General features: G+C 72.4%; 23 protein-coding genes and 1 pseudogene. 17 read left to right on the top strand and 7 right to left on the bottom strand.

The genetic code is table 11. The features are described 5' to 3' along the window. Positions 1-270: pseudogene (locus tag KIS93_RS55550) on the top strand (hypothetical protein); the annotation flags it as partial. 6 nt (positions 271-276) lie between these two features. Next, a complete protein-coding gene (locus KIS93_RS55545) occupies positions 277-477 on the top strand; it encodes a hypothetical protein (RefSeq protein ID WP_080040901.1) in 201 nt (66 codons plus the stop codon). Positions 478-557: 80 nt separating this feature from the next. On the opposite strand, the gene KIS93_RS55540 is transcribed toward KIS93_RS55545, so the two are convergent. Both KIS93_RS55540 and KIS93_RS55535 read right to left on the bottom strand, forming a co-directional pair. Next, entirely contained in the window at positions 558-971 is a 414-nt protein-coding gene (locus KIS93_RS55540; RefSeq protein WP_080040902.1) for an ATP-binding protein, read from the bottom strand. Positions 972-987: 16 nt separating this feature from the next. After that, a complete protein-coding gene (locus KIS93_RS55535) occupies positions 988-1,758 on the bottom strand; it encodes a SigB/SigF/SigG family RNA polymerase sigma factor (RefSeq protein ID WP_080040903.1) in 771 nt (256 codons plus the stop codon). Positions 1,759-1,934: 176 nt separating this feature from the next. On the opposite strand from KIS93_RS55535, the gene KIS93_RS55530 reads away from it, so the two are divergent. Further along, the gene (locus KIS93_RS55530; RefSeq protein ID WP_080040904.1) at positions 1,935-2,291 is read left to right on the top strand and encodes an STAS domain-containing protein; all 357 of its coding nucleotides are present in this window, start codon (positions 1,935-1,937) and stop codon (positions 2,289-2,291) included. A 6-nt stretch (positions 2,292-2,297) separates the two neighbouring features. Here the strand turns inward: KIS93_RS55530 and KIS93_RS55525 are convergent, their stop codons facing one another. Beyond that, on the bottom strand, positions 2,298-3,017 hold the full coding sequence (locus KIS93_RS55525) for a GAF and ANTAR domain-containing protein (RefSeq protein ID WP_080040905.1): 720 nt from the start codon (positions 3,015-3,017) through the stop codon (positions 2,298-2,300). Positions 3,018-3,075: 58 nt separating this feature from the next. Here KIS93_RS55525 and KIS93_RS55520 point away from each other — a divergent pair, with 58 nt between their 5' ends. The 5 genes from KIS93_RS55520 (at position 3,076) to KIS93_RS55500 (ending at position 9,447) form a co-directional block, all read left to right on the top strand. Beyond that, a complete protein-coding gene (locus KIS93_RS55520) occupies positions 3,076-4,908 on the top strand; it encodes a SpoIIE family protein phosphatase (RefSeq protein WP_230466386.1) in 1,833 nt (610 codons plus the stop codon). A gap of 108 nt (positions 4,909-5,016) precedes the next feature. Beyond that, the gene (locus KIS93_RS55515; protein ID WP_080040906.1) at positions 5,017-6,120 is read left to right on the top strand and encodes a glycosyltransferase; all 1,104 of its coding nucleotides are present in this window, start codon (positions 5,017-5,019) and stop codon (positions 6,118-6,120) included. An 87-nt stretch (positions 6,121-6,207) separates the two neighbouring features. Further along, the gene (locus KIS93_RS55510; RefSeq protein WP_080040907.1) at positions 6,208-7,596 is read left to right on the top strand and encodes an AAA family ATPase; all 1,389 of its coding nucleotides are present in this window, start codon (positions 6,208-6,210) and stop codon (positions 7,594-7,596) included. Positions 7,597-7,650: 54 nt separating this feature from the next. Further along, positions 7,651-8,364, top strand: a complete 714-nt coding sequence (locus KIS93_RS55505) for a glycoside hydrolase family 16 protein (protein WP_186405028.1) — start codon at positions 7,651-7,653, stop codon at positions 8,362-8,364. Between the two features lie 216 nt (positions 8,365-8,580). Beyond that, complete coding sequence (locus tag KIS93_RS55500; RefSeq protein WP_080040909.1) at positions 8,581-9,447, top strand: alpha/beta fold hydrolase; 867 nt, start codon at positions 8,581-8,583, stop codon at positions 9,445-9,447. A gap of 802 nt (positions 9,448-10,249) precedes the next feature. Here KIS93_RS55500 and KIS93_RS55495 read toward each other — a convergent pair. Beyond that, entirely contained in the window at positions 10,250-11,317 is a 1,068-nt protein-coding gene (locus KIS93_RS55495; protein WP_080040910.1) for a PucR family transcriptional regulator, read from the bottom strand. 76 nt (positions 11,318-11,393) lie between these two features. On the opposite strand from KIS93_RS55495, the gene KIS93_RS55490 reads away from it, so the two are divergent. The 4 genes from KIS93_RS55490 to KIS93_RS55475 all read left to right on the top strand — a co-directional run bounded on the left by KIS93_RS55490 (position 11,394) and on the right by KIS93_RS55475 (position 15,715). Further along, positions 11,394-12,311, top strand: coding sequence for a proline dehydrogenase family protein (locus KIS93_RS55490; RefSeq protein WP_080040911.1), 918 nt, complete (start codon positions 11,394-11,396; stop codon positions 12,309-12,311). Next, positions 12,312-13,937 (top strand): L-glutamate gamma-semialdehyde dehydrogenase, encoded by a 1,626-nt coding sequence (gene pruA / locus KIS93_RS55485; protein ID WP_080040912.1) that lies wholly within the window; start codon positions 12,312-12,314, stop codon positions 13,935-13,937. Positions 13,938-14,069: 132 nt separating this feature from the next. Further along, positions 14,070-15,086 (top strand): GlxA family transcriptional regulator, encoded by a 1,017-nt coding sequence (locus KIS93_RS55480; protein ID WP_080040913.1) that lies wholly within the window; start codon positions 14,070-14,072, stop codon positions 15,084-15,086. A 5-nt stretch (positions 15,087-15,091) separates the two neighbouring features. Next, complete coding sequence (locus tag KIS93_RS55475; protein WP_080040914.1) at positions 15,092-15,715, top strand: DJ-1/PfpI family protein; 624 nt, start codon at positions 15,092-15,094, stop codon at positions 15,713-15,715. A 501-nt stretch (positions 15,716-16,216) separates the two neighbouring features. On the opposite strand, the gene KIS93_RS55470 is transcribed toward KIS93_RS55475, so the two are convergent. Further along, positions 16,217-16,801 (bottom strand): ArsR/SmtB family transcription factor, encoded by a 585-nt coding sequence (locus tag KIS93_RS55470; RefSeq protein WP_080040915.1) that lies wholly within the window; start codon positions 16,799-16,801, stop codon positions 16,217-16,219. A 65-nt stretch (positions 16,802-16,866) separates the two neighbouring features. On the opposite strand from KIS93_RS55470, the gene KIS93_RS55465 reads away from it, so the two are divergent. Next, positions 16,867-18,114 (top strand): MFS transporter, encoded by a 1,248-nt coding sequence (locus tag KIS93_RS55465; RefSeq protein ID WP_155128112.1) that lies wholly within the window; start codon positions 16,867-16,869, stop codon positions 18,112-18,114. A gap of 56 nt (positions 18,115-18,170) precedes the next feature. Then, on the top strand, positions 18,171-18,977 hold the full coding sequence (locus KIS93_RS55460; protein ID WP_080040917.1) for a serine/threonine-protein kinase: 807 nt from the start codon (positions 18,171-18,173) through the stop codon (positions 18,975-18,977). Between the two features lie 441 nt (positions 18,978-19,418). Here KIS93_RS55460 and KIS93_RS55455 read toward each other — a convergent pair whose 3' ends face one another. Both KIS93_RS55455 and KIS93_RS55450 read right to left on the bottom strand, forming a co-directional pair. Beyond that, positions 19,419-20,177 carry a lysophospholipid acyltransferase family protein gene (locus KIS93_RS55455; protein WP_080040918.1) on the bottom strand — a complete coding sequence of 253 codons (759 nt, stop codon included), beginning with the start codon at positions 20,175-20,177 and terminating at the stop codon, positions 19,419-19,421. 18 nt (positions 20,178-20,195) lie between these two features. Further along, positions 20,196-21,362, bottom strand: a complete 1,167-nt coding sequence (locus KIS93_RS55450; RefSeq protein ID WP_230466387.1) for a cytochrome P450 — start codon at positions 21,360-21,362, stop codon at positions 20,196-20,198. Positions 21,363-21,416: 54 nt separating this feature from the next. Here KIS93_RS55450 and dhaK point away from each other — a divergent pair, with 54 nt between their 5' ends. From dhaK to KIS93_RS55435, 3 genes are read left to right on the top strand one after another with little or no spacing between them, the layout of a single operon-like run. Next, positions 21,417-22,397 (top strand): dihydroxyacetone kinase subunit DhaK, encoded by a 981-nt coding sequence (gene dhaK, locus KIS93_RS55445; protein WP_080040920.1) that lies wholly within the window; start codon positions 21,417-21,419, stop codon positions 22,395-22,397. After that, on the top strand, positions 22,397-23,014 hold the full coding sequence (gene dhaL, locus KIS93_RS55440; RefSeq protein WP_080047000.1) for a dihydroxyacetone kinase subunit DhaL: 618 nt from the start codon (positions 22,397-22,399) through the stop codon (positions 23,012-23,014). The genes dhaK and dhaL overlap by 1 nt, the downstream gene beginning before the upstream one ends. After that, positions 23,011-23,421, top strand: a complete 411-nt coding sequence (locus KIS93_RS55435) for a PTS-dependent dihydroxyacetone kinase phosphotransferase subunit DhaM (RefSeq protein WP_230466388.1) — start codon at positions 23,011-23,013, stop codon at positions 23,419-23,421. Before dhaL ends, KIS93_RS55435 begins: the two co-directional genes overlap by 4 nt. Positions 23,422-23,443 lie beyond the last annotated feature (22 nt).

Raw genomic sequence — 23,443 nt, 5'->3', positions numbered from 1 at the left:
GCGGTGCGCCGGGCGGACGGGCTGGTCGGCGAGGTGGTGGACTCGCTCACGAGCACGCTGACCACCCGGACGAACGCCCTGCGCGAGCGCTGGAAGGAGACCGGGAGCAGCGCCGACACCGAGCAGCTGCGCCTGGCCCTGCGCGACTACCGGACGGTCCTGGAGCGGCTGCTGGCTCTGTCCAGCAAGTCACCCGCCCAGCCGGCCCAGTCGGCCCAGGCAGTGGGCGCGGGGCAGCCTGATCCGTTCCAGAGTCAGGGAATGAGGTGACATGACATGCTCGCGGTCATCGCGGCGATCATCTTCGGGCTGGGCTTCCTGCTCGACCTGGTAGGCGCGCGGATCCCCGGCGGGTTCTCCGGCATGACGTTCGTCCTGCTGGGGCTGACCCTGCTGGCCCTGCACCAGGCAGGCGTCGGCACGGCCAGCATCCGTACGGGCTACAGCAACTGGCGTGGCGGCCGAGCCCGCCGCTGACAGAGATGGAGCACGACATGAGATCGCCGGGTGGCGGGAGCCGCCCGGCGATCTGCCGTCAGGAGTCAGGTCTTGCCGAGTCAGGCCTTGCCGGGGAAGCGCATGATGACGGTGCTGCCGCCCCGGCCGACCCGCAGGGTCAGGTCGGAGGAGAGCAGCCGCGCCACCCACAGCCCCATGCCGCCGACGGCACCGGGCATGGGGCCGGGCTTCCAGGCTCCTTCGTCGTGCACCTCGACGATCAGGTCTCCGCTGAGCACCCAGGTGCGCATGCGGGCGTCGCCGGCGCCGTGGGTGACCGCGTTGGTGGCCACCTCGTTGACGGCGATGACGAAGTCGCCGATGGCGTCTTCGGGCATGCCGACGGCTCTGGCTTCGTCCTCGGCGAACTGCCGGACCTGCGGCAGGTCCGGCAGGCGGAAGCGCAGCGATTTCACGGGCGCGCCGGGTGGCGGGCTCGTGTAGCCCGATTGAGGCTCGACGTCCTCGTTCACCCGGCGGCCGCCCTCGTCAGCCGACCAGCTCGGCGCGAAGCTGGTCGAGAACTTTGCGGAGAATACGCGAAACATGCATCTGGGAGATTCCGAACTCGGCCGCGATCTCGGCCTGCGTCATGTTGCCGAAGAAGCGCAGCAGCAGGATGTGCTTCTCGCGGGAGGGCAGCGCGTCGATGAGCGGCTTGACGGCCTCCCGGTCGACCATGTTGCTCAGCGTGTCGTCGTCCTCCGGGATGACGTCGCCGAGCGAGGCGGCGTCGTCGTCGGTGCCGAGCGGCGCGTCGAGCGACAGGGTGCTGTAGGCGGCGGAGGCGTCGAGCGTGAGCAGGACGTCCTCCTCGCTGATGTTCATCTTGGCCGCCAGCTCGGCCACGGTCGGGGACCGGCCGAGGTCCTGGCTGAGGTCGGCGACGAGCCGGTTGAGCTCGGAGCGGCGCTCCTGGTAGAGGCGGGGCACCCGGATGGCCCAGGTGCGGTCGCGGAAGTGGCGCTTGACCTCGCCGGTCATCGTCACGACCGCGTACCCCCTGAACGCGTGCCCGAGCGTCGGATCGAAGCCGTTGACGGCCTTCATCAGGCCAACATACGCGGCCTGGAGGAGATCCTCCAAAGGTTCGCCGCGGTAGCGGTAGCGTCGGGCGATCTCCATGGCGAGCGGCCGGTGCATCTCGACGATGCGCTCGCGCAGACGCTCCCGGACGCTGTCGGGCGTCTCTTCCCTGACCATCTCGGCCAGGAGTTCTTCCGCGGACATCTCCTCGAGGACGTATTCCTGCACAGCCATCGCTGCTCCTCATATGGGTCGCAGGCGGCCTGCCGCACAAGGAAAAAGCCCATGCAGAGGCACGCCTCGCTCAACTCTCGAGACCGAAGCCCTCTGCTGGACTTCGGCTCCAGTATCCCCCATGCCGCGGGAAGTATTCCTCGATCGCGCGGTGACAGTAGGGTTGCCCCGTGACAATGCCGGAGAACGGCGAGGAGCCAGTGGCGGCCCTCAGCCTGACGTCGTCGACCGTGAACGAGATCACCGTGGTCAGGGTCGACGGTGTTCTCGACGCCACGACACGGGCCCAGTTCGCCGACTACCTGGCGATGGCGGGCCCCGATCTGATCCTGGATCTGGCCGGGGTGACGTTCATGGATTCGCGGGCCCTCGGGCTGATCGTGCACCACTGGCAGACGAGCCTCGCGGCGGGCGCCAAGTTCGCCCTGATCGGAGTCGAGTACTCCAAGTCGAAGGTGATGTGGATCACCGGCCTGGCCCAGCGCCTGCCGCTGTACGACACGCTGGAGGACGCCCTGTCCGCCATCGCCTAGCGTTCATCAGCGTCTCGCCGACTTGCGCTGGTGCTCGTCCACCAGCAGCCGGGCGAGGTCGGCCACCTTGACCTGGTGGTGCTGGGAGATCCTGCGCAGCTCCTCGAAGGCGGCCTCGGCGGTGCATCCGCTGGTCTGCATGATGATGCCCTTGGCCTGGTCGATCACCGACCGGCCGGCCAGGGCCTCTTGGAGCTGCGCGTGGTCGGTGCGCACCTCCTCGAACTCCCACATGTTCGCCATGGCCACGCCGACCTGCTCGGCCAGCATGTCGGCCAGGGAGCCGGCGCCCTGCGGGGAGAACGCTCCGGGCCGTACGGAGTAGAGCCCGACGACGAGCAGCGCGGGCGGCACCTCGATGGGGACGACGAGCACCGAGCGCACGCCCCAGCGGGTGGCCAGGGCGTCGTAGCGGGGCCAGCGGGTCTCTTTGAGCACGTCCGTCACAGTGGCGCGGCCGCCGCTCTGGCGCGCCTCGATGGAGGGGCCCTCGCCGAGCTCGCGCTCGCCTTCGACGAGCATGATGAGCTCGCTGTGGGAGCCTGAGACGAGGACACGGTGGTCGCGCCAGTGCTCTGCGGAGGCGCCCGAGCAGTTGGGGACGCCGGTCGCCAGGGCTGTGGTCAGGCCGCGCAGTACGCTTTCTGTCGAGGTGTCCTCCCCCAGCCGGCCCAGTGCGGCGAGGTCTCGGGCAAGTCCGGGAGTGATCATCGCGGTCGATTCCATAGCAACAAGCTTCTACCCCTTATGGCTAGCATTATCCCGAGTGGCGTAGCGTCAGACCATGACCATGCCGGACCTCGAACACGCGCTTGACGCGCTGGCCGGGCGCGTCTCCTCGTTGCGCGAGGCGAGGGCCGCCTACCCCGCCGACCTGGCACCGACCCTGGATGCCGCGCTCGCCGAGCTCGACACCGCCGCCGAGCTGCTGGCCGAGGCCCGCGAGGAGCTGCGCAAGGCTCCCAAGCGGGCCACCGGCCGCAAGGACGGCGGGCAGCGGGAGCTGAAGCTGCTGCGCCAGGTCCTGCGTGCCTTCCCCGTTCCCGTCATCATCCTCGACGGCGGCGGCGTGGTGCGGCGGATCAACCCTGAGACCTCGCGCGTGCTGGGCAGCCCCGACGGCTACCTGGTGGGCCGCTCGTTCCCGCTGCTGGTGGACGTGTCGCGGCGGGCGGCGTTCCGCTCGCACCTGACGGCGGTGCTGCAGACCGGGCAGCCGGCCGCGTTCGAGACGCGGCTGGCGCACCAGGGGCGCACGCACACCGTGCAGCTCGCGCTGACCAGGCTGACGATGCCGGGCGAGCCGCAGCAGATGGTGGCGGCGGTGGCGCTGCCGACCGAGGTGCAGCTCCCCGAGCCGGGCGCGCGCCGGCCGGAGCAGTCCGACGGCGCGCTGCTGCTGGCCTCGGCCCGGCGTCAGGACCTGCTGACCCGGATGGGCAGGGTGCTGCTCGACGAGGAGGCGCTGCTGCAGCCCGTGGCGTTGCAGCGGGCCGCGCGGCTGCTGGCGGCCGAGTGGGCCGACTGGGTGATCGCCGACATGGTGCGCAACGGCGCGCCGCGCCGCTCGGTCGTCATGGCGCCGAAGAACCACCCGCTGGGCGGGCTCGTCCGGCAGGTGGAGTCGGCCGAGCCGGCGGCCAGCCAGCTCGTGCTGCAGGTGCTGGAGCGCGGCTCCGGCCTGGTGCTGGAGATGGTGGACGACGACACGCTGTTCGGCTTCTGCCCCGACGGGCCGCTGCTGACGGTGATGGGCGCCGGGTCGGTGCTGTGCGTGCCGATCGGCCGCTCCGACGGCGTGCTGACGCTCGTCCGCGCGCACGACCGCCCGCCGTTCGCGCTGGCCGACCTCGCCGTGCTGCAGGAGGTGGGCCTGCAGATCGGGCTGGCCGTACGCGCGCAGAGCAGCTTCCAGAGCCGCTCGCGGGCCGCCGACGCCCTGTCGGCCAGCGTCGCGCCGCGCAACCTGCCCGACGTGCCCGGCTACGAGGCGGCGGCCGTCTACCACCCGGGGTCCTCGGTGGGCGCCGAGTTCTACGACGTCTTCCCCGTCTCGGGCGGCTGGGGCTTCGCGCTGGGCGGCGCGGCCGGCAAGGGCGAGGAGGCCGCCTCGGTCAGCGCCATGGTGCGCGGCGGGCTGCGCGTGCTCAGCGTCTGGGACTCCGATCCCGACCTGGTGATGCGCAAGGTGAACGAGGCCCTGGTGACGCAGGGCACGGGCATGTTCGTGATGGCCGTGGCCGGGTTCGTGAAGGGCAGGGAGATCCGGATGTCGTCGGCCGGGCACCATCCGGCCGTGCTGCTCCAGCCCGACGGCGGGGTGCGCTTCGCCGCGGGCGGCGGCGTCCCGCTGGGCATCTCGCCCGAGGCGGAGACCGGGGTCGAGACGTTGACGATCGCCCCGGGCGAGACGCTGGTGCTCTACTCGGAGGGGCTCATCTCCTCCAGGAACGAGCGCGGCGAGCCCTACGGGGAGGAGCGGCTGGCCGACGTGCTCAGCCGGTGCGCGGGCCAGGCGCCGTCCACCGTGGTCAAGGCCGTGGAGGCGGACCGGCACACGTTCTCGGGTGGTCAGGTTTGGGATGAGATCGTGGTGTTCGCCCTGCGAGGTGTCTGATCTGCGGGGGTTTGCGATCGACGGAAAACTGGGTATGGTCGAAGTCGTAGAACGACGTGCCTAAGACGCAGGCACACCTTTGAAGGCTTTCCACGCTTGAGGTGTGCCATGAATATCGCGATCGTCGCTTCCGCAAACGGCAACCAGCGCCACCGCATCCTGTCCGTCGCACGCGAGCTGGGCCGCGAGCATCACGTCACCATCTACTCCCGTCGTGACAACTCCGATGGCAAGCCCAAGACGCGGGTGGCCCCGGGTGTCACTCTGGAGCACATCGACGTGGGCCCGGCCAGAGAGCTCACCAGTGACGACGTGGTGCCCTACCTCAACGAGGTCGGCAACCAGTTGATGAAGCGGTGGAGCCAGGATCGCCCCGACGTGATCCACGCGCACTCGTGGACCGGCGGCCTCGTGGCGGTGGCGGGAGCCAAGGGTCTGGGCGTGCCCGTCACCCAGACGTTCCACACGGTCGACAACAAGCGCATCGAGCTGGAGCGCGCGCTCGGCCGCCGGGCCAACGCGGTCATCGCGGGCTCGGGCGACGAGGAGTCGGCGCTGATCAGGCTGGGCGTCCCGCGCGGCAACATCGCGGTCGTCCCGTACGGCGTCGACACCGAGCGCTTCCAGCGCCGGGGCGCGGTCGCCACGCGCGGCAGCCGCAAGCGCCTCCTGCACGTGGGGCCGCTGTCCATCGAGCGCGGCGCGCACACCATCGTGCGGGCGCTGCAGGGCCTCGGGGACGTCGAGCTCGTCATCGCCGGCGGGCCCGAGCCGGAGGACCTCGACCAGGACAGGGACGCGCGCCGCCTGCGCGCGCTGGCGGAGCAGCTCGGCGTGGCCGACCGGGTGACGCTGCTCGGCCAGGTCAAGCGGTCCGCCGTGCCGAAGCTCATGCGCAGCGCGGACGCCGTCGTGTCGGTGCCGCGCGAGGCCGTGACCGGCATCGTGGCGCTGGAGGCGATGGCCTGCGGCGTCCCCGTGATCGCCTCGGCCGTGGGCGCGCACCTCGACTCCGTCATCGACGGCGTCACCGGCCTGCTGGTGCCGCCGGACCGGCCCGCCCGCACCGCGCGGCTGGCCCGCGAGCTGCTCTACGACCCCACCCTGCGCACCGCGCTGGGCTACGCGGGCGCCGACCGGGCCCGCTCGCGGTACTCGTGGGAGCGGGTGAGCCAGGAGCTGGTCCGCGTCTACGAGGCGGCCTGCGCCTGACCCCTTCTCGTACGGACACCCGGCAGGTGGCAGCGGCCACCTGCCGGCGCCATTTCCAGGCCCGCCCTCATGTGCGATCGTGCGCGCATGGACCTCCACGACGCGAACGCTCTGGCCCGCGCCCTCCAGCAGCTCTTCCAGGACGCCCACCACGTCATCGACGAGTCCCGCCCCGTCTCGGAGCTGGCCTCCAGGGTGACCGGGCACCTGTCCTGCGCGATCAAGGACCTGGTGTGCGTCACCCAGTCCTTCCAGAACTGGGAGCACGCCAGCCTCCAGCGGGGCGTGGACGCCTACCTCGCGACGAGGGGCGCCGCCTCCTGGTTCGGCGTGTCCGGGCAGGGCCGCGGCCACAGTGACACGATCGACATCCTCGGCATGTCCAGGCGCGGCTTCGAGCACTTCGAGATCGGCGCCGTCGACTACGCCACCACCGCGACCGGCCCGGACCAGACGATCGACGTCGTGACGTTCGGGCTGGTCGAGACCGTCGCGCCGGACGGCTCGCCCATCGTGATCGGGCTGCGCGGGCCCGCCGAGATGTTCGGCAGGGAGGGGTGCAGGGTCGAGGTGATCGCCGCGTCCCGGGCGAGCGCCACCGCCGCGCGGGAGGAGATCGAGCGGCTGATGCGCCGCGACGACGTGATGCGCGGCCAGATCCTCACGTTCGGCGTCTCGGAGCACCGGGGCAACAGCCTGGTCACGTTCCTGCCGCGCCCCGTGCTCGGCCCGGACGAGGTGATCCTGCCCGAGGGCGTGCTGGAGACGGTGGAGCGGCACGTGGCCGGCATCGGCCGGCACGCGGAGGCGCTGCTGGCCCGCGGCCAGCACCTCAAGCGCGGCCTGCTGCTGCACGGCCCGCCCGGCACGGGCAAGACCCACACGGTGCGCTACCTGATGAGCCGCATGCCGGGCGTGACGGTGGTCATCATGACGGGTACGGCCCTGCGCGCCATCTCCGACGCCGCCGCCATGGCCAGGCGGCTGCAGCCGGCCATCGTCGTCGTCGAGGACGTCGACCTGGTCGCGCACGCGCGCCGCTACTCCGAGGAGGGCAGCCCGCTGCTGTTCACCCTGTTCGACGCGATGGACGGCATCGGCGCCGACGCCGACGTCACGTTCGTGCTCACCACGAACCGCGCCGACCTGCTGGAGGAGGCCCTCGCCACCCGCCCTGGCCGGGTGGACCTGGCCGTCGAGGTGCCCCGGCCGGACGCGGCCCGCCGCGCCGCCCTGCTGCGCCTGTACGGCGGCGGCCACCTGCCGGAGGCGGACCTGGAGCGGCTGGTGACCAGGACCGAGGGCATGACCGCCTCGTTCTTCAAGGAGCTGCTGCGCCGGGCCGTGCTGGAGTCCCTGCGCGAGGACCCCGCCCCCGACCGGCCCTCCATGGAGCACCTGACGGCCGCGCTGGAGGAGATGCTGCACGGCCACGAAGCCCTCACCCGCTCCCTGCTCGGCGCCCCACCCGAGTGACGGATGGGACAGAAGGGTTGTTATCCGAGCGAGATCTTTGCTTCGATGGACCGCATGCCTCAACGCAGTCCGATCTTGGCGGCGGTGGCGCTCGCCGGCGTCGCCGTCCTCCCCCAGACCGCGCACGCGCAGACGTCCCCATGGGGCCGCCCCGCCCTCGTGGAGAACTTCGACGGCTCCTCCATCGACACCAGCCGCTGGATGATCTACCACTCGCCGCAGGCCGAGCGGAACCCGCGCACCGGGAAGGCCGCCTCCGTCGCGAACGGCGTCCTGCGGCTCAAGGGCGGCCTGTACGGCGGCAAGGACCTGTCCGGCGGCGTGGCCAGCCGGCTCGCCCAGGAGTACGGCCGGTGGGAGGTCAGGTTCAAGGCCGAGGCCGGCGCCGGCTACACGCCCGTGGCGCTGCTCTGGCCCGCCACCGAGGACTCCGGCTACTCCGAGGTCAACATCGCCGAGATCGTCGACCCGCAACGGCAGGGCGGCGGCATCTTCGTCCACAGCGAACGCGGCCGCGCCAGGAAGGTCCTGCACGCGGACTTCACCCGCTGGCACACCGTGGCCGTGGACTGGCTGCCCGGGCGGCTGACGTTCTGGCTGGACGGCCGGAAGATCTGGGACTACCGGGGGCCGCACGTGCCCGCCGGCCGGCGGATGGGGCTGGCGCTGCAGAACGACGTGGTGTGCGAGCCGAAGTGCCGCGACTCCACGACCCCCGACACGGTGTCCATGTACGTGGACTGGGTCAAGATCTACAAGCCCCGCTGACGCTGGTCGCGGCGTGCCGGGCGGTTTCGGGCGGCTCGGCGGCGGCTTCGCGGGGCTCCTCTGGGGCTCCTCTGGGGCTTTGCAGCGGCTTCGCGGCGGCTTCGCGGGCGGCGCCTCCGGAGCTTTGCGGCGACCTCTGAGGAGACCTCTCGGGCGGCGATGAGCTTTTGTCACCCCCGCCGTCTACATTGGCGACCGTCGAGAAGGAGCTGCCACATGACCGAGCCCAAGACCCACACCCTTGAGGTGCCCGGAGCCACCATCGCCTACGACGTGCGCGAGGCGGAGGGCACCACCGAGCCGATCCTGCTGATGATCGGCTCCCCGATGGACGCCACCGGCTTCACCACCCTGGCCGGCCACTTCGAGGACCGCACGGTGGTGACGTACGACCCGCGCGGGGTCGGGCGGAGCAAGCGCACCGACGGCCTCGCCGAGTCCACCCCCGACCTGCACGCCGACGACCTCCACCGGCTGATCGACGCGGTCGGCGGCGGGCCCGTCGACATCTTCGCCAGCAGCGGCGGCGCGGTCAACGCCCTGGCCCTGGTCGCCCGCCATCCCGAGCAGGTCCGCACGCTGGTGGCGCACGAGCCGCCGGTGGCCAAGGTCCTGCCCGACCGCGACCGCGCGCTGGCCGTGATCGCCGACATGCGCCGGACGTACGAACGCGAGGGCTTCGGCCCCGCCATGGCCAAGTTCATCGCCACCACCGGCCACAAGGGCGAGTTCCCGGCGGATCCGTCCGAGCTCCCGGCCCCGGACCCCGCCACCATGGGCCTCCCGACCGCCGACGACGGCTCCCGCGACGACGCCCTCCTCGGCCAGAACCTCATCACCTGCACCCACTACGAGCCCGACTTCGACGCCCTCCGCGCCGCCTCCACACGGATCGTGATCGGCATCGGGGCGGAGTCGGAGGGCGAGATGGCCCACCGCGGAGGCGTGGGCGTGGCCGACCGCCTCGGCATGAAGCCGGTGACCTTCCCCAGCAACCACGGCGGTTTCCTGGGCAACGAGTTCGGCATGCCCGGCCAACCAGAGGCCTTCGCCACCACCCTCCGCCAGGTCCTGACCACCTAGGCCCGCCCTCCTGCCCTGGACGGACCGTCCCGCCGGTGCGAGGCTCCCCCGAGGGCCGCCTCGCCCCGCCACGCGGCGTTGCGGCGCGCCTCCCTCCCGTCGGGCCACCGCACTCGACCGCCCGCTTCCCACCCACCGCCTCCCCCGGCCGCCTTCCTGCCAGACGCCGAGGCGACTGGCGTTGAGGCGCCCGGCCAGCAACACGCGCCGCCCCTCCCCCGGCACCGGTACGGCGAGCCGCGGCACGGCGGCAACCGGCGCAACGCGCACGGCGCCCAACACGACGACCCCGGCACGAGGCCGCTCAGGAGCGCGGGGCGAGCCGGGCGCGCAGTACCGGTGGGGCGGGGCATGTGCTCAGGAGCGCGGGGCGGCCGGGCGGAAGCGGGGCGAGCCGGGCGGGGAGCGCAGGGCCGGGAGCGGGCACGCAGGAGCTCGCGACGCACCCCAGCCCGCCCCCGGCGCCGGTACGGCGAGCCGCAGCACGGCGGTGACCGGCGCAACGCGCACAGCGCCCAACACGACGACCCCGGCACGAAGCCGCTCACGAGCGCGGGGCGAGCCGGGCGCACAGGAGCCGGCGGGCCGGGCGGAAGCGGCACGCAGGAAGTCGCGACACACCCCAGCCCTCCCCGGCGCCGGTACGGCGAGGCGCAGCACGGCGGTGACCGGCGCAACACGCACGGCGGCCAGCACGACACCCCGGCACAAGGGCACGCACGAACCGACAGGCGGGCGGAGCGCGCGCGCAGGAGTGGGCGGGCCGGGGCGCACGAGAACCCGGCACAAAGCCCCAAACCCGCTAAGGGCCGTCCTGGGTGCGGAGGCGGGCGGCCTTGAGGCCCAGGTGGACGGCCAGCCGATCGTCCCCGTCCGACAGGTCCCGGTGGGTGAGGCGTTCGGCCTTGCCCAGCCGGTAGTAGAGCGTCTGCCGGTGGATGCCGAGCTCGGCCGCCGTCTTCTGCACGTGCCCCCCGCGATCAAGGTACACCTCCACGGTCTGAGCCAGCTCGACGTCCAGGGCAGCGATCTCGGCGGCGAGTTCGCGCAGGTCGGCCTGGCTGAGGCGGGCGAGGAGGCGGTGGACGCCGAGGTCTTCCCAGCGGGCGATGGGCGCGTGGCGGGGGAAGTGTTCGGCGATGCGCAGCGCTTGGCGGGCTTCGCGCCAGCTGAGCCAGGCGTCGGCGGGGTCGGCGCGGGTGGCGCCGATGCCGGCCGCGGTGCCGTAGGCGCTTTGGACGGTTTGGGCGACTTCGGCGGCGAGGTGGGCGGGGGCGAGCAGGGCGACGGGGGAGCCGGCGCGGGCGAGGACGCCGCGCGGGAGGGTCCAGAGGGCGGCGACGCGTTCGGGTGATTCGCGGACGGCGATGGCCGCGACGGGCCCCGGGACGTCGATGGAGGCGTCGGCGCGTTCTTCGGGGTCGGCGGAGAGGAGGGCGCGCAGGCCGTGGCCGAGGTCCTGGCGGCTTCTGGCTTCTTGGGCGAGGGCGGCGGCGGCGCGGGCGACGAGGGGCGCGGCGGCGCGCAGCCGCTCGCCGGTGAGCTCGCCGGAGTCGAGCAGCCACAGGTAGCCGTAGGTGACGTCGGCGTGGCGCAGCGGCCAGCAGACCCGGGCGAGGACTTTGAGCTCGGCGTCGGCGGGGATCCTGACGGGGCCGTCGGCTCTGGCGATGCCGTAGCGTTCGAAGTAGTCGCGCACCTCGCCGGTGGCGCGCCGGCGCAGGATCGACTCCTGGCGGACGGTGTCGATGTCGCCGTGCTGCGCGCCGTACGCGAGCAGCCGGAACGAGCGGTCCTCCAGTGTCGCGGACGCCCCCAGCCGGGCGGCGATCTCGTCGACGATCTCTTGTAGGTCAGCGGCGTTGTGCATTTGTACGACAGCCTGCCACACCCGGCGTTACGCCCGTCGATAGCCCCCTCTGAGCTGCGGTTTCTACACTGAACGCATGCTGGGTCAACTGCTGCTCGCCGCTTCGAGGAGCGGCGTCGTACGCCGTTCCGTGTCAGGCTTTCCGCTCACGAAGAGGGTCGTGCGGCGGTTCGTCGCGGGTGAGAGCGTCCAGGAGGCCCGCGCCGCGATCGAACGGCTGCGCGACGCGAACCTCGCCGTCACCGTGGACCATCTCGGCGAGGAGACGCTCGACGCGAAGGCGGCCGAGGAGACCGCCGCCGCCTACGTCACGCTGCTGCGCGCGGTCGAGCCGCTCGACCTCGGGACGCGGGGCGAGGTGTCGGTGAAGCTGTCGGCCGTCGGGCAGCGGCTCGACGAGGCGATGGCGCTGGAGCACGCCCGCGAGATCTGCGCCGCGGCGGCCTCGAACGGCTCGACGGTCACGCTCGACATGGAGGACCACACCACGGTCGACTCGACGCTGTCGATCCTGCGCAAGCTGCGCGAGGACCATCCGTCGACGGGCGTGGCGATCCAGGCGTACCTGTTCCGCAGCGAGCAGGACTGCCGCGACCTGGCCGCGGAGGGCTCGCGCGTGCGGCTGGTGAAGGGCGCCTACCGCGAGCCGGCGTCGGTCGCCCACCAGGCCAAGGCGGAGGTGGACAAGGCGTACGTGCGATGCCTGCGGATCCTCATGGAGGGGAAGGGGTACCCCATGGTGGCGACGCACGACGACCGCATGATCGCGATCACCGAGCTGCTCGCCGACCGGTTCGGGCGCACGCTCGGCGACCACGAGTTCCAGATGCTCTACGGAATCAGGACCGACCGGCAGGAGGCCCTGGCCGGGGCCGGTCACACGGTCCGCGTGTACGTCCCCTACGGCGACGACTGGTACGGCTACTTCATGCGCCGCCTGGCGGAGCGCCCGGCCAACGTCGCCTTCTTCCTTCGTGCCCTTGGGGGTAAGTAAATGGATGCCATCAGCAACGTCCCGGTGCCCGCGAACGAGCGGGTGCTCGGCTACGCGCCGGGCAGCGCCGAGCGGGAGACGCTGGAGGACCGCATCAAGGAGCTGGCCGGCGCGTCGCTCGACCTGACGATGACGGTCGGCGGCGAGCAGCGGCTGGGCGGCGGCGCCCCCATCGACGTGGTGCAGCCGCACAACCATGCCTCCGTCCTGGGCCGTACCAACGACGCTACGGCCCAGGACGTGCAGGACGCGATCGGCGCGGCGCTGGCGGCGGCGCCGGCGTGGCGGTCGTTGTCGTTCGACGAGCGGGCGGCGATCTTCCTGAAGGCGGCCGACCTGCTGGCGGGCCCCTGGCGGGCGACGCTGAACGCGGCGACCGTCCTGGGGCAGTCGAAGTCGGTGCAGCAGGCGGAGATCGACTCGGCGTGCGAGCTGATCGACTTCCTGCGCTTCAACGTGGCCTACGCCCGGCAGCTCTACGCCGACCAGCCGATCTCGTCGCCCGGCGTGTGGAACCGGATGGAGTACCGCCCCCTTGAGGGGTTCGTGCTGGCGATCACGCCGTTCAACTTCACGGCGATCGCCGGCAACCTGCCGACGTCGGCCGCGCTGATGGGCAACGTCGTGGTGTGGAAGCCGTCGCCGACGCAGCAGTTCGCGGCGCACTTCACGATGCGGCTGCTGGAGGCGGCGGGCCTGCCGCCCGGCGTGATCAACCTGGTGACGGGCAACGGGCAGGCCGTCTCGGAGGTGGCGCTGGCCCATCCGGCGCTGGCGGGCATCCACTTCACCGGCTCGACGGCGACGTTCCAGCACCTGTGGCGGACGATCGGCGAGAACATCTCCTCCTACCACGGCTATCCGCGCCTGGTCGGCGAGACCGGCGGCAAGGACTTCGTGCTCGCGCACCCGTCCGCCGACCCGGCCGTGCTGGCGACGGCGCTGATCAGGGGCGCGTTCGAGTACCAGGGGCAGAAGTGCTCGGCGGCGTCGCGGGCGTACGTGCCGCGCTCGCTGTGGACCCGCATGCGGGACGACTTCGTCGCCACCGCCGAGTCGCTGACGGTGGGCGACGTGGCGGCGGACCTGTCGACGTTCATGGGCGCGGTGATCGACGCGCGGGCGTTCGCCAAGCACAAGGAGGCGATCGACCGGGCGCGCGCGGCCTCGAACATCGACGTGCTCACCGGCTCCTACGACGACTCGGTCGGCTACTTCGTCAAGCCGACCGTCCTGGAGTGCGCGGACCCGGCGGACGAGATCTTCGTCAAGGAGTACTTCGGGCCGATCCTGGGCGTGCACGTCTACGAGGACCGCGACTACGACACGGTCGTGGACCAGATGGAGGGTATCGCCCCGTACGCGCTGACCGGCTCGATCATCGCCCAGGACCGGTACGCGATCGCCGCGGCGGCGGAGCGGCTGCGCTTCGCGGCGGGCAACTTCTACGTCAACGACAAGCCGACGGGCGCCGTCGTGGGCCAGCAGCCGTTCGGCGGCGGGCGCGCGTCGGGCACCAACGACAAGGCCGGCTCGATGTTCAACCTGACGCGGTGGGTGAGCGCCCGCGCGATCAAGGAGACGTTCGTGCCGCCGACCGACCACCGTTACCCGCACATGGGCTGAGACCGGCCCATTTCCGCCGACAGCCCCCGGGTCCTGCCCCCGGGGGCTGTCGGCGTTCCTGCCACGGTGATGGCGTAATCTGCAATATTCGTGTCGTTGACGCCATGCCGGGCCGCGACCAGCATGAGAGGCATGCAGCGACGGGTCGTGATCGTCGTCTTCCCCGGCTTCCAGCTTCTCGACATGGCCGGTCCCGCGGACGTGTTCGGGACGGCCACTCTGCTCAGGCCCGGCGACGGTTACGCGGTGGAGGTGGTGGCGCCGGGCGGCGGTCCGGTGGCCGCCGGGAACGGCGTGACGGTCGTGGCGGGGGCGCTCGGCGACGTCTCGGGGCCGATCGACACGCTGCTGGTCGCGGGCGGGCTGAGCGTGCCCCGGCACGTCGAGGACCGCGCGCTGATCGCCGACATCGTCCGGCTGGCCGCCGGCGCGCGGCGGGTGGCGTCGGTGTGCAACGGCGCGTTCCTGCTGGCCGAGGCCGGGCTGCTGGACCACCGGCGGGTCACCACGCACTGGCTGGCGGCCGGCGAGCTGGGCAGCCGGTACGCCGACGTCGAGGTGGACCCCGACCCGCTCTACATCGAGGACGGCGACATCTGGACCTCGGCCGGCGTGCTGTCGGGGGTGGACCTGGCGCTGGCGCTGGTCACCCGCGACCACGGCCACGAGCTGGCCACGAACGTCGCCCGCGGCCTCGTGGTGTACCTGCACCGGCCGGGCGGGCAGAGCCAGTTCAGCACCCCCATGCGGGTCAGGACGCCGCGCAGCGAGCCGCTCAGGGAGCTGCAGGCCTATATCGACGCGAACCCGGCCGCCGACCTCAGCGTGCCCGCGCTCGCCGCGCTCGCCGGGATGAGCGAGCGCCACTTCTCGCGCGTCTTCACCGAGCAGACCGGCCTGTCGCCCGGCCGGTACGTCGAGCGCAGCCGCGCCGACACCGCCAGGCGGCTGCTGGAGGTGACCGCCCTTCCCCTGGCGGCGGTGGCCAGGGAGGCGGGGCTGGGCACGCAGGAGACGCTGTACCGGGTCTTCCGCCGGCACTGGCGGATCTCGCCCGGCGACCACCGCAGGAGATTCCGCTCCAAGGCTCCCGCCGGCCAGGTTCCCGCCGGCAGGGCTCCGACCGACCCGATTTCCAGTGAAAGGTGAGGCAGATGCACGTCGCCATCCCGCTCTATCCCCGGTTCACCGCGCTCGACGCCGTGGGCCCGTACACGGTGCTGGCCTTCGCGCCCGGGTTCACCGTCACGTTCGTGGCGGGCCAGGCGGGCCCGGTGCCCGACGATCACGGCACGCTCCGGATCGCCGCCACCGCCTCGTACGCCGACCTTCCCGCCCCGGACGTGATCGTGGTCCCGGGCGGCAGCGGCACCTTCGACGCGCTGGCCGACGAGGCCCTGGTCGCCTGGATCCGGCAGGCGCACGAGCACACGCGCTGGACGACCTCGGTGTGCAGCGGCTCGCTCCTGCTCGGCGCGGCCGGCCTGCTGGACGGGCTGCCCGCCACCTCGCACTGGGCGGTGCTGGACGAGCTCAAGAAGTACGGGGCCGAGCCGGTGAGCGAGCGCGTGGTCACCTCCGGCAAGATCGTGACGGGGGCGGGGGTGTCGGCGGGCATCGACATGGCGCTGACGCTGCTGGGGCAGGCGAGCGGCGAGGAGACGGCGCGCAGCGTGCAGCTCATGATCGAGTACGACCCGCAGCCGCCGTTCGACTCCGGCTCGGCGAAGACCGCGTCCCAGGCGATGATGGAACGCGCCCTCAGCCTGCTCCCCTGAAGACCGGCTCCCCCGGCCCCCGGATGGAGCCGGCGCCCCCGTCCCTCCAGCCCGGGACGAGGGCGCCGCCCCTCCGTGCCCTATGTCCGGCGGGCCCGGAGGTCTGGCGTATCGGTAAGGGCTGCGGCGCCGCCGAACATCGCCCGCTCCGACGGCGGCGCCGCGCCCAGCATCCCCGCCCGCGACCGCACCTGCCGGGACCGCGTACGGGCGCGCTCGCGCGCGGGCGAGCCCCCGCCTGCCGCCCATGGGAGCGTCCCCCGCCGCGCCCTTCTGGACCGTTCCAGAGGGCGGGCGCGAGGCCCAGGGTCCGCGGTCCGGCCACCACCCGTGTCGGTGCTGCAAGCCATGGTCGACTCCTACCTCAGTTGAGCACTGCTCGTGATAGGCCGGGTGACGAAGAACCTAAGGGCTGGCGCGAAGCCGTGGCCTCAGGGCGGCACCTAGGGAAATCCCTAGGTTGTGATCGCGGCGGGCACCCCTGAACCTCATCCGCGCCGGTCAGGAGCGGTTCGTGCCCACGGGCAGGACGTCGAAGTGCACGACGACGTGCCCGGCCCCCTCGCGCTCGCCGGAGTCCGACAGCGCGCGGTAGCGCTCCAGCACCTCGAACACCTGGTCCCGCATCCGCGCCGTCTCCTCGGGGGTGAGGCGCAGGGAGCGCCGCCCGTACACGCTGGCCTGGACCCACTCCTCGGGCGCCGTGGCCGACTCCTCGCGCCAGCGGGACAGCTCGGCGCCGCGCGTACGCACCAGGTCGTCGAGCAGGTAGTCGAGCGCGCCGGCCACCTCGGGGTCGGCGGGGTTCGCCTCGCCGTAGGAGAAGCCGCCGGGGGTGATGCGCCAGTACTTCTCCTTGCCGCGGCCCATGCCGGCCACGACCTCGATCATGCCGTGCTTGGCCAGCTCCCTGAGGTGGTAGCTGGTGGCGCCGGTGTTCTGGCCGAGCAGGGCGGCCAGGCCGGTGGCGGTGGCGGGGCCGTGCTCGTCGAGGAGCTCGTAGATGCGCAGCCGCAGGGGGTGGGCGAAGGACTTGAGCGCGTTCGCGTCGAGCGTCCGGGCGGAGAAGGACTTGATCTGCGTCACTGTGCAAGCCTATCTTTGCAAAGAGATCTGTGCACACTTTTCCTTACACACTATCGGAGAGCACTGTGGCGCGTCTCGGGCGATCGTTCGCCTTCCTGTGGTCCTCCACCGGGCTGTCCAACCTGGCGGACGGCGTACTGAAGATCGGGGCGCCACTGCTGGCCGTGACGCTCACCCGCTCCCCCACCCTCGTCGCCCTCGTCGGCGCCGCCGCCACACTGCCGTGGCTGGTCCTCGCGCTGCACGCCGGCGCCATCGCCGACCGGGCCGACCGCCGGCGCATCATGGTCCGCGCGAACCTCGCCCGCGCCGCCCTCCTCGCCTGCGCCACCGTCCTGGCCGCCCTCGGCCTGCTCAACCTCTGGCTCCTGCTCGCCGCCGTGCTGCTCGCCGGGGTGTGCGAGGTGTTCGCGGACCTGTCGGCGCAGTCCGTCCTGCCCATGACCGTCCCCGAAGGGGAGCTGACCAGGGCGAACGGCCGCGTGTCCACCGCCCAGATGATCGGCAACGACTTCGTCGGCGCCCCCGTCGCGGGGCTCCTCGTCGTCGCGCTGCCCGCCGCCGTCTTCGGCTCCCCCGCCATCCTGTACGGGGCCGCGGGGCTGCTCCTGCTCGGCATGCGCGGCACGTACCGGCTGCCGGAACCGCCCGCGCGCCGCCCCATGCGGGCCGACATCGCCGAGGCCCTGCGCTACCTGTGGGGGCATCGCGTCCTGCGCGGCCTCGCCATCACCGCAGGGCTGCTCAACCTCGCCAACGCCGGCTACTTCGCCGTCTTCGTCCTGTGGGCGGTCGGCGACGGATCCCGGATCGGGCTGGAGCCCGGCGAGTACGGCCTCATGACCACCGCGTTCGCCGTCGGAGCCGTGTTCGGCTCGCTCCTGGCCGGCCGGGCCGCCGCCGCGTTCGGCGAGCTGCGCACCCTCGTCGGCAACTGGCTCGTCACCAGCGTGCTGCTGCTCGTGCCCGTGATCGTGCCGTCGCCGTGGACGCTCTACCCCACCGCCGTGCTGTGGGGCCTCGTCGGCGCCGCCGGGAACGTCCTGGTCATCTCCACCCGGCAGCGGCTCATCCCGGCGGAACTGCTCGGCCGGGTCAATTCGGCATACCGCCTCGTCGGCATGGGCGGCATGCCGCTCGGAGCCGCCCTCGGAGGGCTCGTGGCCGAGCTCGCCGGCCTCACCGCCGCCCTCGTCGGCGCGACAGGAGTATGTTTGGTGGCGGTCGGGATGGTGTGGCGCGCCCTGTCAGATCAATTTTCTGGGCCTCTGACCAGCGCACCTACACTTTCCGACATATCCACATCACGTTAGGCACCCTACAGCCTGTGCTGAGGTGACATGATTATCCCCGAGCTTGAGGGGATGGTATGCGGAAGATCGGCGGACGGTACCTCCTGAATGAGGAGGCCGGTCGTGGGGGTATGGGAGTCGTCTGGCGGGCGTTCGATCAGCTCCTCCACCGTACGGTGGCACTTAAGGAGCTGACCTTGGCCGGAGAGGCCGAGATGGTACGCCGCCGGGTGCTGCGTGAGGCCAGAATGGCAGCCGGCCTGACGCACCCCAACATCATCACGGTCCACGACCTGATCGAAGAGGGCGGCAAGCTCTGGATCGTGATGGAGTACCTCGACGGGCTCTCCTTGCACCAGCTGCTCTCCCAAGTGGGCACGCTGCCCGCGCAGTCGGTCGCGGCCATCGGCCAGCACCTGCTCGCGGCGCTGCGCACCGCCCACCAGGCCGGCGTGCTGCACCGCGACGTGAAGCCCGCCAACGTCATGCTGACCGGCGACCGGGTGGTGCTGACCGACTTCGGCATAGCCACCGCCGAGGGCGACATCCGCATGACCACCTCCCGCCGCCTGCGCGGCACCCCCGCCTTCATGGCGCCCGAACGCCTGCACGGGGGGCCGGCCAGCAAGGAGGCCGACATGTGGTCCTTCGGCGCCACCCTCTACAGCGCCATCGAAGGCCAGCCCCCCTACCCCGGCCAGGACGCCGCCACCGTCCTCGGCATGGCCCGCAGCGGCCCCTACCCACCGCCACGGCGAGCCGGGGTGATGCGCCCCCTCATCGAAGGTCTGCTGCACCACGACCCGGTGCGGCGGTACACGCCGGAGCAGACGGCGGGCTTGCTGGCCGGCATGCGCGCCAGCGCCTACCAAGCCGCCATCTGACGACCCGGCGGGGCTCGGGCACGGGGCACGGCGGCCCGCGCTTGACCGGCGCCGGTGCGGCGAGGCGTTGTGCGGCGGCGGGCGGCGCAACGTGCACGGTGGCCAGCCCCAGGACGTTGCGGCCGGCCCCCGAAGGGACCGCCGCCGGAACGCGACGGCCGGTCAGTGACAGAGGCAGCGGACGACGACCCGAGGGGCGCGGCGGGCGACCGAGCGTGCGGCGGCTCACGCCCGATCGATGGCTCAGGCCCGATCGGCGGCTCACGCCCTACTGGCGCCGGCGTGGTGCGGCCGAGTGCGGCGGCTCACGCCCGGCCGGCGGCCCACACCCTACTGGCGCCAGCGCGGCGCGGCCGAGTGCGGCAGTGGGCGGCGTGGCACGGGCTGCGTCGTGCGGGCGGCGGATGCCCGCTGAGGGGCCGGCGCCGGCGGGCGGGTGGGTCAGGTGGTGGGTTGGTCGCGGTTGGCGCGGGCCTCGGCTTCGGCGGCGTCCAGGGCCGCGGCCTCCTCCGGTGTAGGGGCCGTGCCCCCGAGGTGGGCGGGTTGCCACCAGACGCCCTTCGGCACCTCCGGGTAGGTGCGCTGGGCGCGGTCCACGAGTTCGGACAGGCGGGCGTGGAGGTCGGAGGTGTGCTGGTTGACGTTTTCGCCGCGCTTGGGGTAGATGGGCTCGCCCACGAGGATGGTCAGGGGGACGTGGCGTTGCAGGAGCTTGCGGGGGCGGCCCTTGGTCCAGAGGCGCTGGCTGCCCCAGAGGCCGACGGGGATGATCGGGGTGCCGGTGGCCATGGCCATGCGGATGGCGCCGTTCTTGATCTCTTTGACGGTGAACGAGCGGCTGATCGTGGCTTCGGCGAAGACGCCGACGACCTCGCCCGCTTTGAGCATGCGCAGCGCGGTCGCGTACGAGCCCGCGCCGGCCCCCCGGTCGACGGGGATGTGGTGCATGCCGCGCATGAGCGGCCCCGAGATCCGGTGGGTGAACACGTCTTCCTTGGCCATGAAGCGCACCAGGCGCTTGGACGGCAGCGCGGCGAACCCCGCGAAGATGAAGTCGAGGTAGCTGATGTGGTTGCTCACCAGCACCGCTCCCCCGGACCGCGGCACGTGCTCGGTGCCCTCCATGTGGAAGCGGATGTCGAGCACGCGAAAGAGGGTCCGCGCGGCGGCGATCACCGGCGGGTACACGATCTCAGCCATGTGCAGAAGGTAACCTACTCAGGCGGGTGTCACGGTAGTGGGGAGGCTGACCATGCCGCGCACGTTGCCGTGGGCGGTGCGGCTGATGCCGCCGGGATCGACGTCGTAGCCGGGTCTGACGGCTTTTGTGAGCTCTTCGAGGGCGATGCGGGCTTCGAGCCGGGCGAGGGGGCCGCCGAGGCAGTAGTGGCGGCCGGCGCCGAAGCTGATGGCGCGGCCGGTGTCGCGGCCGAGGTCGTAGACGTCGGGGTCGGGGAAGACGGTCTCGTCGCGGTTGGCGGAGCCGATGAGCAGCCACATCCTGGAGTTCTTGGGGACGCGGACGCCGTACCAGTCGGTGTCGCGGGTGAGGCGGCGGGCGGTGCCGTGGGCGGGCGTGTCGTAGCGCAGCGATTCCTCCATCCACGGCTCGATCGCCCCGGCGAAGGCGGTGGCGCGCTGGCCGGGGTTGCGCCACGCCCAGTACCAGGCGGCGCTGAGCAGATGGGTGGTGGTCTCGGCGCCGGCGCCGATGAGCAGGAAGAGGAAGGCGACGATGTCGTCGTCGGTCAACTCGTCGTCGGCGACCAGCACGGAGACGAGGTCGTCGCGGGGGGTCTTCCTGCGTTCGGCGACGATGGCGCGGTAGTAGTCGCCGAGGCCGATGATGCTTCTGAGCCCGTCCTCGGCCATCTTGCCGTCGGGGTCGTACATGAGCAGGGCGCCGAAGTTCCTGCGGACCTGTGCCCGTTCGGACGGCGGCACGCCGACCAGCTCGGAGATCACGTCGAGCGGGAGCCTGGCGGCGATGTCGCGGGCGAAGTCGAAGGCGCGCCGTTCGACCGCCCGCTCGATGTGGCCCTGGGCGATCCGCCTGATCATGGGTTCGAGGGCGGCGACGCGGCGCGGGGTGAACCCGCGCGAGATCGCGGCGCGCATGCGGGTGTGCTCGGGCGGGTCCATGGCCACGAACGACAGGAACGTGCGGGCGTGCGGCCCCCACGCCCCCGGGTCGAGCATGGGGCCGTGGTCGCTGGACAGCAGCGCGCTGTCGGTCAGCGCGGCGGAGACGTCGGCGTGGCGGGACAGTGCCCAGAAGCCGAGGTCGGCGTTGTGGTACAGGGGCGCGTGCGCGCGCAGCCGGGCGTAGACGGGGTAGGGCTCGTCGTTCACCGCGGGATCGTACGGGTCGTAGACGACATCCACCCCGCCCACGCTACGACGCTTGCGCGGTCGTGAAAACGGGCAGATGTTTTGACCATGAAGAAGCTCATCAACTCGGCGGACTCCGTGGTCGAGGACGCGCTGAACGGCATGGCCGCGGCCCACCCGTCGCTGCGCGTCCGCGACCGGGTGGTCTACCGGGCGGACGGCCCTCGCCCGGGGAAGGTGGGTCTGGTCTCGGGTGGCGGTTCGGGGCACGAGCCGCTGCACGCCGGGTTCGTCGGCCACGGCATGCTGGATGCCGCCTGCCCGGGCGAGGTCTTCACCTCGCCGGTGCCCGACCAGATCATCGACGCCACGAACGCCGTGGACGGCGGCGCCGGGGTGCTGCACATCGTCAAGAACTACACGGGTGACGTGCTCAACTTCGAGATGGCCGCCGACCTGGCCGACGGCGTCGAGGTGGTCAGCGTGCTGGTCGACGACGACGTGGCCGTCCAGGACTCCCTCTACACGGCGGGCCGGCGCGGCACGGGCGCGACGCTGTTCGTGGAGAAGATGGCGGGGGCGCTGGCGGAGGAGGGCGCGCCGCTGAACGAGGTGGCGGCGGTGGCGGCCGAGGTGAACGAGCGCAGCCGCTCGTTCGGCATCGCGTTGTCGTCGTGCACGGTGCCGGCGGCCGGCAAGCCCACGTTCGACCTGCCGGAGACGGACGTGGAGCTGGGCATCGGCATCCACGGCGAGCCGGGGCGGGCGAGGGTGCCGATGGTGTCGGCGCGCGAGCTGGCGGGCGTGGCGATGGAGGCGATCCACAGCGACCTGCCGCTCCAGGGCGACCTGCTGGTGATGGTGAACGGCATGGGCGGCACTCCTCTCATGGAGCTGTACGTGGTGTTCGCGGAGGTGGCGGCGTTCGTCAAGGGCAAGGGGGCGCGGGTGGCGCGGTCGCTGGTGGGCAACTACGTGACGAGCCTGGAGATGCAGGGCTTCTCGGTCACGGTCTGCCGGCTCGACGACCGGCTGACCCGGCTGTGGGACGCGCCGGTCGAGACGCCCGGCCTGCGGTGGGGGCGCTGATGGAGACCGCGTTGTTCGTGGCCTGGTTCGAGGAGGCGGCCAGGCTGGTGCGCGCCGACCGCGACCGGCTGACCCGCCTCGACGCCGCGATCGGCGACGCCGACCACGGCACCAACCTCGACCGCGGCCTGACGGAGGTGCTGAAGGCGCTGGCCGAGTCGGCGCCGGCGTCGGAGGCGGAGGTGCTGACGACGGCGGGCGCGACGCTGATCCGCCGCGTCGGCGGCGCTTCCGGGCCTCTGTACGGGTCGCTGTTCCGGCAGATGGGCAAGGTGTTGCAGACTCCGGTGACGCTGGCCGCCTTCGCGGGGGCGTTCGAGGAGGGCGTGGTGGCGGTCGAGCGGCTGGGCAAGGCCGCGCTGGGCGACAAGACCATGGTGGACGCGCTGGCGCCCGCGTCGCGCGCGCTGGCCCTGGCCGTTCGGGACGGGGTGGGGGTGCGCGAGGCGCTCGACCAGGCGGCCCGCGCGGCCGGTGAGGGCTCCAAGGCCACGATCCCGATGCAGGCGAGGAAGGGCCGGGCCAGCTACCTGGGCGAGCGCAGCATCGGCCACGAGGACCCGGGGGCGGCGTCGGCGACGCTGATCATGACGGCGCTGGCCAACGTGGCGGGATGACGGCCGCGACCACGGGAGGTGGTGGGACGGCGATGGTGGGTGTCGTGCTGGTCTCGCACAGCGCCGGGCTGGCGATCGAGGCGGCGGCGCTGGCGCGCGGCATCGCGGGCGAGAACGCGCCGGTGGCGGCGGCCGGGGGCACCGAGGACGGCGGGCTGGGCACGAGCGTGGACCTCATCGAGGCGGCCGTGCGCGGCGTCGACCGGGGAGCCGGGGTGGTGATCATCCCTGATCTCGGCAGCTCGGTGCTGACGGCCCGGCTGCTGGAGGAGGACGGGCGGGTGGTGGTGGCGGACGTGCCGTTCGTGGAGGGGGCGATCGCGGCGGCGGTGGCGGCGGGCGCGGGCGTTCCGCTGGCCGACGTGCTGGAGGCGGCCGAGGAGGCCCGCACCTTCCGCAAGCTCTGACGCGCTCCGACGTGCCGGAGAG

The sequence above is a fragment of the [Actinomadura] parvosata subsp. kistnae genome (assembly GCF_900323885.1).
GTDB lineage: Bacteria > Actinomycetota > Actinomycetes > Streptosporangiales > Streptosporangiaceae > Nonomuraea > Nonomuraea composti.
The sequence above is the reverse complement of the archived record's forward strand: the minus strand, read 5'-3'. Positions and strand labels throughout refer to the sequence as shown.